9 protein-coding genes and 1 tRNA gene are annotated in these 13389 nt (G+C 63.1%); 5 read left to right on the forward strand and 5 right to left on the reverse strand.

All coding sequences use genetic code 11. The annotated features are described in order from the left end of the window. The first annotated feature begins 37 nt into the window (after window positions 1-37). The 4 genes from recJ (at window position 38) to ASE50_RS17570 (ending at window position 4901) form a co-directional block, all read left to right on the forward strand. Window positions 38-1801 carry a single-stranded-DNA-specific exonuclease RecJ gene (gene recJ, locus ASE50_RS17555; RefSeq protein ID WP_056403691.1) on the forward strand — a complete coding sequence of 588 codons (1764 nt, stop codon included), beginning with the start codon at window positions 38-40 and terminating at the stop codon, window positions 1799-1801. A gap of 66 nt (window positions 1802-1867) precedes the next feature. After that, a tRNA-Glu gene (locus ASE50_RS17560) sits at window positions 1868-1942 on the forward strand. A 98-nt stretch (window positions 1943-2040) separates the two neighbouring features. After that, window positions 2041-3954 (forward strand): DUF6538 domain-containing protein, encoded by a 1914-nt coding sequence (locus tag ASE50_RS17565; RefSeq protein ID WP_156347280.1) that lies wholly within the window; start codon window positions 2041-2043, stop codon window positions 3952-3954. A gap of 122 nt (window positions 3955-4076) precedes the next feature. Further along, window positions 4077-4901: a restriction endonuclease gene (locus tag ASE50_RS17570; protein WP_268794951.1), complete on the forward strand. Its 825-nt coding sequence runs from the start codon at window positions 4077-4079 to the stop codon at window positions 4899-4901. A gap of 126 nt (window positions 4902-5027) precedes the next feature. Here the strand turns inward: ASE50_RS17570 and ASE50_RS17575 are convergent, their stop codons facing one another. The 4 genes from ASE50_RS17575 to paoA form a co-directional block, all read right to left on the reverse strand. Continuing rightward, the gene (locus tag ASE50_RS17575) at window positions 5028-6242 is read right to left on the reverse strand and encodes an MFS transporter (RefSeq protein ID WP_056403922.1); all 1215 of its coding nucleotides are present in this window, start codon (window positions 6240-6242) and stop codon (window positions 5028-5030) included. Window positions 6243-6327: 85 nt separating this feature from the next. Then, window positions 6328-8538 carry an aldehyde oxidoreductase molybdenum-binding subunit PaoC gene (paoC, locus tag ASE50_RS17580; RefSeq protein ID WP_056403696.1) on the reverse strand — a complete coding sequence of 737 codons (2211 nt, stop codon included), beginning with the start codon at window positions 8536-8538 and terminating at the stop codon, window positions 6328-6330. After that, window positions 8535-9485, reverse strand: a complete 951-nt coding sequence (locus tag ASE50_RS17585) for an FAD binding domain-containing protein (RefSeq protein ID WP_056403699.1) — start codon at window positions 9483-9485, stop codon at window positions 8535-8537. The genes paoC and ASE50_RS17585 overlap by 4 nt, the downstream gene beginning before the upstream one ends. Continuing rightward, window positions 9482-10114, reverse strand: coding sequence for an aldehyde dehydrogenase iron-sulfur subunit PaoA (paoA, locus tag ASE50_RS17590; protein ID WP_056403925.1), 633 nt, complete (start codon window positions 10112-10114; stop codon window positions 9482-9484). Before paoA ends, ASE50_RS17585 begins: the two co-directional genes overlap by 4 nt. A 114-nt stretch (window positions 10115-10228) precedes the next feature. Between paoA and ASE50_RS17595 the strand changes: the two genes are divergently transcribed. Then, complete coding sequence (locus ASE50_RS17595; RefSeq protein WP_056403702.1) at window positions 10229-11134, forward strand: LysR family transcriptional regulator; 906 nt, start codon at window positions 10229-10231, stop codon at window positions 11132-11134. A 1256-nt stretch (window positions 11135-12390) separates the two neighbouring features. On the opposite strand, the gene ASE50_RS17600 is transcribed toward ASE50_RS17595, so the two are convergent. Next, window positions 12391-13380, reverse strand: coding sequence for a zinc-dependent alcohol dehydrogenase family protein (locus ASE50_RS17600; protein ID WP_056403705.1), 990 nt, complete (start codon window positions 13378-13380; stop codon window positions 12391-12393). Between the last annotated feature and the right edge of the window lie 9 nt (window positions 13381-13389).

Raw genomic sequence — 13389 nt, forward strand, 5'->3', positions numbered from 1 at the left:
GCTGGACCCGCCGCCCGCACGACCGTATTGAGCGTCGATGCGTTCCGTTCTCAATGTGCATCGTTCGATCCTCGGCCAACCCTGGCGCTGGCGGGGGCTGGAGGGCGATGTCTGCGACGAAGGGTTCGTCGCCGACGACCTCGTCACCCGTATCCTGCTGGCACGCGGTTGCCCGCGCGACGGGCTGGATGCGCACAAGACGCCCAGCATTCGCCAGTTCATGCCCGACCCGTCGATCTTCCGCGATATGGACCGCGCCGCCGACCGCCTCGCCGATGCGGTGATCGCGGGCGAACCGGTCGCGATCTTCGGCGATTACGATGTCGACGGCGCGACCTCGGCCGCGTTGCTGGTGCGGCTGTTGCGCGACCTGGGCCTCGCCGCCCGCCCCTATATTCCCGACCGGCAGCTTGAGGGCTATGGCCCCAATGCCCCGGCGATGCTGCGACTGGCGGGCGAAGGTGCCACGCTGATCGTCACCGTCGATTGCGGGGCGCAGGCGTTCGATGCGCTCGCCGCCGCGCGCGATGCCGGGGTCGATGTGCTGGTGGTCGATCACCATCAGTGCACGACGCAATTGCCGCCCGCGCTGGCGGTGGTGAACCCCAACCGCCTCGACGAAGGCGAAGGCGCGGCGCACGGCCACCTGGCGGCGGTGGGCGTTGCGTTCCTGCTGGGCGCGGCGTTGCTGCGGACGTTGCGGGCGCGGGGCTTTTTTGCCGGCCGGGCCGAGCCGCGCCTGCTCGACCTGCTCGACCTCGTCGCGCTCGGCACCGTCGCCGATGTCGCGCAGTTGCGGGGCCTCAACCGGGCCTTCGTCGCGCAGGGGCTGAAGGTCATGGCCGGGCGGCGCAATATCGGCCTCGCCGCGCTGATCGAGGCATCTCGCCTGACTCGCGCGCCGACCTGTACCGATCTCGGCTTTGCGCTGGGGCCGCGGATCAATGCCGGCGGGCGGGTCGGCAAATCGGATCTCGGCGTCCGCCTGCTCACCACGCAGGATCCGGAGGAAGCGCGGGCGCTGGCCGTCGAACTCGACCGGCTGAACGAGGAACGCCGGCTGATCGAGGGCGATGTCCAGACGGAGGCGGACCTCGCGGCGCGGGCTCAGGACTCGCGTGGCTGCGTGGTCGTGTCGGGCCGCGGCTGGCATCCGGGCGTCATCGGCATCGTCGCCGGACGGTTGAAGGAAAAGCTCGGGCGGCCGGTACTGGTCATCGCCATCGACGAACATGGCGTCGGCAAGGGATCGGGCCGCTCGATCCCCGGCGTCGACATGGGCGCGACGATCCTTGCCGCAAAGGAACTGGGGCTGGTCAGCGCGGGCGGCGGCCATGCGGCTGCGGCGGGGGTGACGGTGGCGGAGGCGGCGATTCCCGCGCTCGCCGACTTCCTGCACGCGCGCATGGCCGAGCCGGTCGAGCGCGCCCGCGAGGACCGCGCACTGCTGGTCGACGCGGTGCTGGCCCCCGGCGGGGTCAGCCCGTCGCTGATCGAGGCGCTGGAGGCCGGCGGTCCGTACGGCATGGGCTGGCCCTCGCCGCGCGTCGCCGCCGGGCCGGTGCGGATCGTGAAGGCGGACATCGTCGGCAACGGCCATGTCCGCGCGATCCTGACTGGCGACGACGGCCGCCGGTTCAAGGGCGTGGCGTTCCGCCAAGCCGAAACCGATCTCGGTGCGGCGCTGCTGGGGGCACCGCCGCACCGCAAGCTGTGGCTGGCCGGCCGCGCCAAGCTCGACGACTGGGGCAGCCGCCCCGCCGCCGAACTGCACATCGACGACATGGCATGGGCGGATTGACAGAAAAATACGAAAGTGTGTTGACCGATCGCAAACCCTCCCCTAACAGCCCGTCCACGCCTTCACGGCCCCTTCGTCTAGCGGTTAGGACGCGGCCCTTTCACGGCTGAAACACGGGTTCGATTCCCGTAGGGGTCACCACTCCAGCGATAAGTCGCGGAATTTGACGGAAAGCGGCGGAAATCAATGCTTCATTAGGTGCCCGATGCTACGAAAGGGTGCTACGAATGGGGCGTTGAATGAGTCATTCCCACAAGCGCGCGACCTCGCGAAACGCATGGTTCCGGATGGACGTCCCGAAGGACATTCGTCACCTTGCCGGCAAGACGTCCTGGCAGCACTCGCTGAGCACTGCAGAACCCAACCTCGCCGCACAGCGCCGCGCTGCCTGGAGCGCGCATTACAAGGGCGAGGTGATCCGGCTGCGAATGATCTTGGCACAGCAAGCCCAGCAGTCCGCCGACGTGCTGGTCGATCAGGCCTTCGAAAAGCTGGCCGGCTTTTCCCGTTCGATGGATCTTGCGGTAGTCGGCGAATTGCAGAAGCTGGCGTCGATCGTCCGGTCCTCGTGGAGCAACGTCCATGCGCAGGCCGTGGAGCGTCAGCATCTCGGCGAAGCTTGGACGAGTCTGCTCGACCCGGAACCATCGCCAATTCCGTCGATCGATGACGATGAGGAACGCAGGCGGTTTCAACTTCGCGCTGAAATCCTCGAGAGCAATGCCGCTACCAGCGGCATCGTTTATCAGGAACTTGCCCGTGAGCTGCTGGCGCAGGGCGTGTACGAACCGCTCCACTTTGCGATCAGCTATCTGCCGTACCTTGTCCCTGCAATCGACCTGTCCATCAAGGCTAGCTATGATCGTATTGCGCACGCCTACCTGACCCGATTGGCCGAGCACAGGTTCGGATCCTGGCCGGTTGGCATCCGCGAAGCGTTGCGCCCTGTTGTCATTCCGTCGACCGCCAACTTGCCCGTCGTGGCATCACCCGATGCGTTGATGCCGCTTTTGGCAACGCCGCCCTCCCCTGTACCAGCCAGTCATCACACGTTGTCCGAAGCTTTCGATCTCTGGCGCCGCCGCAAGCGGATCACCGGCAAGGACAAAACAGCCGACGAGTTCGCCAACGCGATAGCACGATTCGAAGAACTCAGCGGCACCAGCGCGGTCGAAGCGATCACGCCTGCGATGGTGCGGACCTTCATCTCCTTGGTTGAACAATTGCCCTTCCGCCCGAAGAAGGCTGTCAGCGCCTTGCCGCTAACCGAGCAGATCGCGTTGGCGCACGCTAAAGCTCTGCCGACGCTATCCCCCCCGACCGTAGGCAAGCAATTGACTGCGCTCCGTGCAATCTTGAGCGTGGCCAAGGACGCGGAGTGGATTTCCAGCAATCCAGCGCAAGGCATCTCGGTTGAGGGAGCGGCTTGGGAGGGTGACGAGCGCGATCACTTCTCTGACGAGGATATGCACAAAATTTACGCCTCGCCATTGATGACCAACCCGGACGCCTACGACGACACCATGTTCTGGATCCTGTTCCTGGCACCCTTCCACGGATCGCGCCCAGGTGAACATTGCAAACTGAAACCCACCGAAATCGTTCAGGACGATCGCGAATGGGTCATGCGGTTCCGTCGCGATCGCCGGAACCGTCCTGCCGCTGCTTCGACCAGCGAGACCCGCCCCCGACGGCAGAAGACGCGTAGCTCAGTTCGCGACGTCCCAATCCACTGGATCTTGTTGGAAGCCGGCTTCGCGGAATTCGCGCGCTTGCAGCGTGACCGTGGCGCAGAATGGCTGTTCGACGAACTCGAGGCCGATAAATACGGCGACCGCTACAAGTATCTGTCGGGCCGGATCAACGATGCTTTGCGCAAACTCGGCATCAATGAACCGGATAAATCGTTCTATTCGACCCGTCATACGATGAAGCGTGAAGGGCGGCGGCTCAAGATCGACAATCAAAGCCTCGACCAGCTTACCGGCCATGCTCCGGTATCTGTCGGAGGCCGTTACGGTCAAGGATCGCCGACTGAAACGCTGAAAGCCGATCTTGATCGCCTCGAATTCCGAAGCGTTCCGTGGGACGATGTCGTACTGTGTGCCCATCAGCGGCTGCAGCGCTTTCGGATAATCAAGAAGCACGGCTAACGGCAACCCTCGTGACCAAGATCGCCTCATTCTCGAAACAATCGCGACTGCCTTTGATCGGCCAGCTTTCACCGACCCTCTAAACGTCGAGCAGGTCGATGATATGCTCGAAGCGCTAGCTGATACGAGGGCAGCCGGACGTCGCAGACGTTTACGAAGAGCTATACTCGTACTTCGCGAAACGCCCAGAGGACCTCCACCGCCTCACTTGGCGCGAATTCGAGACGTTACTATTCCGAATCTTCCAGGCTCAAGGGTTCACGTGCGAGTTAGGCCCTGGTTCGAATGACGGAGGCATAGATGTCCGCGTGCTCCAGAGGGATCCACTGGGCGACATAATGACGTTGGTCCAAGCCAAGCGCTATGCTCCTAGAAACAAGATCGACCTATCCGCAGTCGCCGCGCTTCATGGCGTCGCCGACGTAGAAGCGGCCCAGAAGAGCATGTTCGTCACCACCTCCGACTACCTTCCCTCGGCACGGAAGTTCGCCAGCCGGACCCGCATTCCCATGACGCTGACGACCTCTACCGATGTCAGCGAATGGTGCCGGGACGCCAGCGACGGGATCATACGCGACAAGTCGAAGCTGGTCATGCCCCAAGCGGTTTCTTCGCCGCTTCAAGATCTCACTTCAAAGGATCCCCGTATCGTTCAGGCGAGCACAGGCTACTCTGTCATCATGAACCAATTCGCAATCGTCATTAAGGAGACAAAGCACGCAGCACTGTTAATGACCATTCCTGCGCGAACCATCTCGGACGATGGTTACGGGCAAAGGGGCAGCGAGGTGCCTGAGATCGGCCCCGCGTGCCTTGATCGTCTGAGAGCGGATAATGTCTTTCGCGCGAAGCGGTCCGTCCGCAACGGCGAGGTAAATTACTGGGACGGCCGAAACCTATATTCGGCATGGAATGGCGCACCCGCGCTTTTCGATCTTTGCGATTAGCCATCGAATCACCGATTCCGGCGCGAGCCGACGTTCATCATGGCGCTCCGGAACGGCGTGAGCTGGTCGCGAGCTGCCGCTCTGCCCTCCTGCCCTGGTGACCCATAGCCGGACGTTCCAGACATTCTACCAATCGCCCAACTTCAGACATTTGTTCATCTGGGACGCGTTGCGCCCGGCGACGAGCGCGGCGAGCGCAGCCGCACCCAAAGTGGCCGCACTCGCCAGAAACGTCGCCTGATAGCCGCCGACATCGAACAACAATCCACCGCCGGCGGCCCCAATGGTTATCGCCAACTGGATCACCGCGACCATCAACCCACCGCCAGCTTCCGCGTCACTGGGCAATATGCGGGCGAGCCACGTCCACCACGCAACTGGCACCGCTGTTCCGATGAAACCCCAGAGCGCCAGCAGCAGTCCCACTGCCATCGGCATCGTGCCAAATACGATCAATCCGCCCGCAATCGCTGCCATGAGGATCGGGGCCAGCGCAAGGGTGGCGACAAGGCTCCTTGTCACGGCCCGTCCGACCAACCAACTGCCAATCAGCCCGGCTCCACCCATGCCGAGCAGCACAAGCGACAATTGACTGGTGCTGAGCCCGGCCGTTTGCTCGAGAAACGGGCGCAGGTAAGTGAAGAGCGAGAACTGTCCCATGAAGAGCAGCGCCAGCGCGATCATCCCGCCTGCCACACCCCGCTGCCGCATGACGCCGAGCGCACTCGCGCTACGCCTGGATCGATCCGACGGCATCGACGGAAGCGTCGCCCATTGCCAAACGAAGGTCGCGGCCGCGAGCGGCACGACGATAAGGAAAGCGCCGCGCCAGCCGATATACTGTCCCAGGAAACTGCCGAGCGGAGCCGCGATCGTTGTCGCGAGCGCGTTGCCGCCGTTGAGCAGCGACAGGGCACGCGACACTTGATCCTCCGGCATCAGCCGCATAACCGTTGCGGTCGTCATCGACCAGAAGCCACCGATGACGATCCCTAGCAACGCCCGCCCAACCATCAGCACGGCATAGGTGGGCGCTAGCGCCACGGTCGTACCCGACAGGAGCATGAGGGCAGTGAGGCCGAGCAGCAACGCTCGGCGATCGATCCCGCGCGAAAGCGTGGCGATGCAAAGGCTCGTTACGACAGCGAAAAGCCCGGATACGGAGATCGCTTGGCCCGCCGCGCCCTTGGTCACGCGTAGATCCGATGCGATCGGGGTCAGCAGGCTGACCGGCATGAACTCGGACGCGATCAGGGTGGAGACGCACAGCGTCAGCGCGCAGATCGGTCCCCAACGGGCCACGGATGAGGGTTTCGCCTCGTTCGTTACGGCAGTGTGCATGGCCTTCAACTTTTTGTCATGGTCCTGGAAAAAGGGGTTCCGGAGAACCCATAGGCATGCGGTACGCCTCGGCTTGTACCGCTGGTCAGGTGATCGTTGGCAACCCATCGAGGTGCTTTTCGAGCGTGATCGGATACTCGCGCACGCGAACGCCGGTCGCGTTGTAGATCGCATTGGCGACCGCTGGTGCGACCCCGGTCAGACCCAGCTCGCCGACGCCCTTGGCCTTTACCGGCGAGATCGTCGGATCGACCTCGTCGATGAAGAAGGCGTCGAGATGCGGGATGTCGGCGTGGACCGGTACCTCATACCCTGCGAGATCGTGGTTCACGAAGAAGCCGAAGCGCTTGTCGATTGCCATGTCTTCCATCAGCGCCGCACCAACGCCCATCACCATCCCGCCGATCACCTGGCTGCGCGCGGTCTTGGCATTGAGAATGCGGCCCGCCGCGCAGACCGCGAGCATGCGTCTCACCCGGACCTCACCGGTATAGGCGTCGACCGCGACCTCGGCGAAATGCGCCCCGAACGTCTGCTGCTGGAACTGATCGGCGAGCTTGGCGAACTCCATCAGGTCCTCGACCACGATCTCGCCGTCCCTGGCCGCATCGGCGAGTTTTACCCAACGATTGCCGCTGCGGACCTGTCCATCAGCGAAATCGACGTCAGCGATGTTGAAGCCAAGCCGCTGGGCCACGGTTTCGCGCAGCTTCATGCAGGCCGCATAGACGCCCGCCGTCACTGACGGCGCACCCTGCTGACCACCCGATCCCGGTGTTTCCGGAAAGGTGGAATCGCCAAGCTTGACGACGATCCGGTCAGGTGTGACGCCCATCATCTCGGCCGCGGTCTGCTGGACGACGGTGTAGCTGCCGGTGCCGATGTCCGTCATGTCGGTTTCGATCGTCACTACGCCGTGCCGATCGAGCCGGGCACGCGCGCCGGCCTTGGCGATCTTGCCGCCACGGATTGCCCCCGCCATTCCCATGCCGATCAGCCATTGCCCGTCGTGGACGGTACCGGGCTTGCTCTGGCGCTTGTCCCAGCCGAAGCGTTCGGCCCCTTCCCGCAGGCAGCGGACGAAAGCACGCGTCGAGAACGGCTTGTCCGGATTTTCGGGGTCGACCTGCGTGTCATTCACGACGCGAAGCTCGATCGGATCCATCTTCAGCTTTTCCGCCAGCTCGTCCATCGCGACCTCGAGTGCCATCAGCCCCGGGGCTTCGCCCGGCGCGCGCATCGCATTGCCCTCGGCGAGGTCAAGCGTAGCCAGCCGCATCCGGGTCAGCCGGTTCGCGCCGGCATAGAGCGTTCGCGTCGAGGTGACGGTCGGCTCGGTCCGCCCGCCAACCAGATTGCCCGACAGGCTATCGTGGCCAATGGCGGTCAGCCGCCCGTCACGGCCCGCGCCCAACTGCACGCGCTGGATCGTCTTTGGCCGGTGGATCGTGGTGTTGAACATGATCGGCCGCTGCAGCGCGATCTTCACCGGACGCTTGACCACGCGGGCGGCAATCGCTGCCAGCGCCAGATCGATCTGCACGGTCCCCTTACCGCCGAAGCCGCCACCGATGTAGGGCGAGATCAGATGGACGTTTTGCTTGGGGATACCGAGGATCAGCCCGAGGTCGCGCGTTCCCCAGTTCATCTGCTGGATCGAGGTCCAGCACGTTAGGCGGTCGCCATCCCACTTGGCGATCGAGGCATGCGGCTCCATCATCGCGTGCGCCTGGTCCGGCACCGTATAGATCTCGTCGATCTTGACCGGTGCCGCGGCGAACGCCCTGACGAAGTCGCCGACCTGCTTCTCGTTGGGGCCGCCAAACTCGCCCTCCGGTGGGACCGGCGCGCTGGCGTTCTGCGCGGCCAGATCGAACCGCCCCGCCGTCCGCTGGTAGTCGACCCGCACCAGTGCTGCGGCCGCACGAGCCTGTTCGAAGGTCTCCGCAACGACGACGGCTACCGGCTGATGGTAATGGTCGACTTCCGGCGCGGCGAGCATCTTCTGGACGTAGAACTTGCCGACCCCGGGCTTGCCGGCGTTGAGGTACGTGACGACCCCGACCACGCCGGGCGCACGTTCGGCATCGCGGGTGTCGATCATCGTGATCCGGCCCTTGGCGATCGCGGCGCCTAGGATGTAGCCGTACACGAATCCGGGCGCGACATCTTGCCATTCATAAGCATAGGTCGCGGTGCCGGTGGTCTTCAGATGCCCTTCGTAGCGATCGAGTGGCTTGCCGAGCACCTTCATCCGGTCGGTAGGGTTGGCGCCTGCGGGTGTGTCGAAGATCATGGCATCACCTCTGCAATTATCGCCGCGAGGGTGCGCGTCGCGAGTGGGATCTTGAATGCGTTGTCGTCGGTCGGCCGCGCCTCGGCGAAGACGGCTTTCGCCATCTCGGCCGCGCCGCGGGGCATCGCCGCCTCTGCTGCCTCCACGCGCCAGGGCCGATGAGCGACACCGCCGAACGCTGCCTGTCCGCTGCCGTCGCGCTGAACGATGGCAGCGACCGATACGAGCGCGAATGCATAGGACGCGCGGTCGCGAACCTTGCGGTAGACGTGCGTCCCACCGACCGGACGCGGTAGCATGACCGCGGTGATGAGTTCGCCGTGATCGAGCACGTTATCGCGCTCGGGCGTGTTGCCTGGCAGCGTGTGAAAGCTGCCCATCGGGATGGATCGTGTCTTTCCGTCCGCCTTCACCGTCTCGACCGTGGCATCGAGCACGCGCATCGCGACCGCCATGTCGCCAGGATAGGTGGCGATGCAGGCGTCGCTCGACCCGATCACGGCAAGCTGGCGCGAATAGCCGCCGATTGCGGCGCAGCCCGACCCCGGCTTGCGTTTGTTGCAGGGCTGGTTGGTATCGTAGAAATACGGGCACCTCGTCCGTTGTAGCAGATTGCCCGCGGTCGTCGCCTTGTTCCGCAGCTGGCCCGAGGCGCCGGCAACGATAGCGCGGCTGAGTATGCCATAGTCACGCCGCACTCGCTCATCGCTCGCCAGCGCGGTGTTGCTGACGAACGCACCGATACGCAGCCCGCCAGTGTCCGTCGTCTCGATCCGGTCGAGCTTAAGGTCCTGGACGTCGACCAGATGGGTCGGCGTCTCGACCTCGAGCTTCATCAGATCGAGGAGGTTGGTACCGCCTGCTAGGAAACGCGCACCGGGATTGCGCGCGACTATCCGAGCCGCGTCGGCAGGCGTCTTTGCTCGCTCGTAGGTAAAGCTCTTCATGCGCGCGCTCCTGCGACATCGGCCATCGCCTCAGCGATGTTGGAATAGGCACCGCAGCGGCAGATATTGCCGCTCATCCGCTCACGCATTTCGGCGCCGGTAGGCTGCGGGGCCGCCATAAGATCGGCTTGCGCATGGCTGGGAATGCCACGCTTGATTTCCTCCAATACTGAAACTGCGGAGCAGATCTGCCCCGGCGTGCAGTAACCGCACTGATACCCGTCATGCTTGACGAAGGCGGCCTGCATTGGGTGGAGGCGCCCGGGAGAACCCAGCCCCTCGATCGTGGTCACGTCATCGCCTTCATGCTGGACGGCGAGGCTGAGGCAGGCGTTGATCCGCTCGCCGTTGACGATGACCGTGCAGGCGCCGCACTGTCCGTGATCGCAGCCTTTTTTCGTGCCAGTCAGGTGCAGATGTTCGCGTAGTGCATCGAGCAGGGTGGTGCGCGGATCAAGCGTCAGCGCTTGGGACGTGCCGTTCACTTTCATAGCGACCTTGTACGTCGGCCAGGCTTTCGCGGATGGCGCGGCTTCGGCCGTTCCACCCGCAAATGAAGATACCGCGGCAGTGGTGGCGCTGCTCATCAACATCTCCCTTCGTGATAGTTGGAAAGTCTCACTGGCCATCCGGACCTCCGCATGCGGGCTATCGTCGCCGATCAAGACTATTAAACGCATTAGGAGAAAGGCGGTTACCCATACACTACTTGATGCAACCATGAATCTGGTTCAGCATCAGCCATGCTCGTTACCCGAACAAACCTAACTGACCTGGCCTGTTTTCTGGCGATCGCGCGACATCGCAATTTCCGACTGGCCGGGCTTGAGCTTGGCGTTTCTGCCTCCGCGGTCAGCCACGCACTGAAGGGCTTCGAGGAGCGTGCGGGCGTTCGTCTGATCAACCGGACGAACCGAGCCGTGACGTTGACGTCGGCAGGCAAGGCGCTGGAGAAATCCGTTTCCGGATCGTTTGCCGACATCGGCTCTGCGCTGCTGAACCTTGATCAGCTCCGCGCCAATCCTGGTGGGAAGATCCGCATCAACGCCGTGGTCGATGCGGTAACGCTGGTGCTCGGCCCCGTGCTGGCTGAGTTGTCTCGCCGTCACCCCGACATCGAAGTCGATCTCGTCTCCAGCAACCGTATCGTCGATGTCGTCGGTGAGGGGTTCGACGCCGGCGTGCGCTATGGCGGGACCGTTCCTGAAGATATGATCGCGCAGCGTCTTTCAGCTGATCTCCGATGGGCTGTGGCTGCCTCCCCTGGCTATCTTGAAGAGCACGGCACGCCAGTTCATCCAGACGACTTGAAGAAGCACCGCTGCTTGGGGGTACGGCTCGGTGACGACAGCATCTACCGCTGGGAGTTCGAGGGGCCGGACGGCGACTTCGATGTGTCCATCAAAAGTTCGATGATCGCTGACGACAGCCGATCGACCCTGGCGATGGCGCTGAACGGCGCAGGTTTGACGTTCGGCCTTGAGGCCCTGTTTGCGAGGCATGTTGCCGACGGCAGCCTTCGGCTTGTGCTGACCAACTGGGCAACAACTGGACCTGGCTTCTACCTTTATTATTCTGGACGCCGGCAAGTGCCTGCGGGCTTGCGGGCACTCCTGACTATCGCGGGTGAATTGAGACCGCTTGGCTGACACCCAGTCATGCCGTCAGGCACTCGCCTGCTCCGTCGAAACCCGGTTCTTGCCATCATGAAGCGACGACCCAGATATGGCCATTCTGGGCACGGTGTCGGCTTCCCAACTTCGGCCACTCGTTCATTTCGGTCGGCGAATGAGCAGGGCTTGGAGCCGACACCAAGAAGCGCCTACATGCTCCGGCCCAAACGCATCAGGGGCAGGCAAATGGCTGGGACTTCTTCCGCGGCTGCAGCGGTTTATAGGGCCAAGACCTATTCGCGGTGACGCGCTCCCGCCATCATCGCTCGCAGCTCATCGGCTCGATGGGGGCAAGCAGCTATGGTTCGCTCAAGCCTGTCTGTCGCTTCCCGTTCGAACCTTGCCGTTCGGAATCGAAGGAATTCATTTACGGCAGACTGCCGTTGTGCTTGCTCGGCGGAGCTCAAAACGGTGGCCGTAAGGGGGGGATAGTCTCTTGGCCGTCCGCTTCGGGCTTTGTCGTACCGGCCTAGGAAATCCTGCGTCATGCTTGGTGAAAAGCTGCCGTTGTGGGTTTCGGCGTACCGGGAATCTGCTGCGAGGCCGTCGGAGGCAGCCCGGCTTTCCTTTGCCGCAGCCTGTAGGGCCTTCGCACAACGGTCGTCAGACCCTGAATTGGGAGCGGATTGGCCAGAAACGGCCACGATCAGAAGCGCAGCGGTAAGCAACATGCTCTCCATATTAACGGTTACGAAGCACGAGGCTAGCCCCGCCTTACGTTCCTCGACTGCCGTCTCTCCTTCAAAGGTGACCGATTGCATATCCCACCGGATCAAAGAGACCCAGTTGCAGACATCCAGAGTGCCCCCTCCACTCCCCAAGTTCTGCCATTTATTCATGTTCAACTCGGGGCCGGAAGCTCACGCCACTCGCGGTGCTAAACGGCGAGATCTGGGGACTTTCCTGCCAGTCAGCTTTCAGGATTGGAACGGTCAAAAGCCGCCGGTACGTGGTGTCACAACCGTTCGGTTGTGACACCGGGCATCATGGCCGATCGCGCCCCATTTCGGCTGTTCACTTGATCGGCATGTGTTCCTGAAACCGTCCGTTCAAACCGCTCGTCAATTCCCGTTTTCTCATGTCCGACCGGCAAATTCGGGAAAATCCAATCGGGAACAGATTTCGGGAAAGCGTAACCTGGAAGAGACGCGCAGCGCGTGTATCAACGGCGTTGTCCTGTTTGACCTTCCTTTTCGGGCGGGGGAGCGCGTCAGCCGCTCCCCCGCTAGAGATCAGATAGTTACAACAATCTTGCCGATCTGCTCGTTGGATTCCAGGAAACGGGTTGCTTCCTGGATTTGGTCGAACGGGAAAATCTGCGAAACCAGCGGATCGAGCTTGCCCGTTTCCAGCCCTTCCGTGATGAACGCCTTTGCTCGCGCAAGCGCTTGGTCATCGCCGACGATCTCGGTGTAAAGGTAGCCCTTGATCGTCAGGCTTTTGCCCAGCACCGTGAACTGCGGGAACGGCCCGTCGTCAGGGCTGAGGGCGCCATACTCCAGCAGGATGCCGCCCACAGCCATTACCTCGGCAAATTGGGCGATGGCAGGACCGCCGATCGGATCAAACACCACTCGAGCGCCCTTGCCGCCGGTGATCTCGTTCACACGCGCCGCTAAGTCGCCATCGGCGGTGGCGATCACATGATGCGCACCGGCATCGGTCAGCGCCCGCGCCTTAGCATTCGTACGGGTGGTCGCAATCACCGTCGCCCCGACGCTGCGAGCCACCTGGATCGCCGCGATGCCGACGCTGCTCGATGCGGCCGACACGATTACGAAGTCCGCTGCGGTGACCTTCGCCTGATCGATAAGCGCACCCCAGGCCGTGACATACTGCATCCAGGAGGCGGCTGCCTTCTCGAACGAGAGGGCGGTGGGATGCTTGACGACGTAGCGCGCCGGGATGTTGATGATCTCGCCATAGGTAGACCAGCGCGACATATCGAGCGTTGGGATGACGCTCACGGCGTCGCCATTCGCGAAGCCCGACACATCGCTGCCGGTGGTCTTTACCGTGCCTGCGGCCTCGTAGCCGAGCCGCGAGGGGAACTCCGCTTCCTGAAGGTAAGCGCCGTTGCGGAACATTACCTCTGCGCGGTTCAGGCCGATCGCTCTGACTGCAATCTGCACCTCATCAGCGGCAGGTGCAGGAACGTCGATGTCATCGATGCGCAGCACGTCTGCGGGGCCGTATTCGTGAAAGCGTACAACGCGGGTCATGGTCTGATC

The organism is Sphingomonas sp. Leaf5 (assembly GCF_001421155.1).
Classification (GTDB): domain Bacteria; phylum Pseudomonadota; class Alphaproteobacteria; order Sphingomonadales; family Sphingomonadaceae; genus Sphingomonas.

Coding starts and splice junctions, on each gene's coding strand:
- recJ (WP_056403691.1), top strand. CDS start 38: ATGCGTTCCGTTCTCAATGTGCATCGTTCGATCCTCGGCCAACCCTGG.
- paoC (WP_056403696.1), bottom strand. CDS start 8,538: ATGATCTTCGACACACCCGCAGGCGCCAACCCTACCGACCGGATGAAG.
- ASE50_RS17585 (WP_056403699.1), bottom strand. CDS start 9,485: ATGAAGAGCTTTACCTACGAGCGAGCAAAGACGCCTGCCGACGCGGCT.
- ASE50_RS17595 (WP_056403702.1), top strand. CDS start 10,229: ATGCTCGTTACCCGAACAAACCTAACTGACCTGGCCTGTTTTCTGGCG.
- paoA (WP_056403925.1), bottom strand. CDS start 10,114: ATGGCCAGTGAGACTTTCCAACTATCACGAAGGGAGATGTTGATGAGC.
- ASE50_RS17600 (WP_056403705.1), bottom strand. CDS start 13,380: ATGACCCGCGTTGTACGCTTTCACGAATACGGCCCCGCAGACGTGCTG.
- ASE50_RS17575 (WP_056403922.1), bottom strand. CDS start 6,242: ATGCACACTGCCGTAACGAACGAGGCGAAACCCTCATCCGTGGCCCGT.
- ASE50_RS17565 (WP_156347280.1), top strand. CDS start 2,041: ATGAGTCATTCCCACAAGCGCGCGACCTCGCGAAACGCATGGTTCCGG.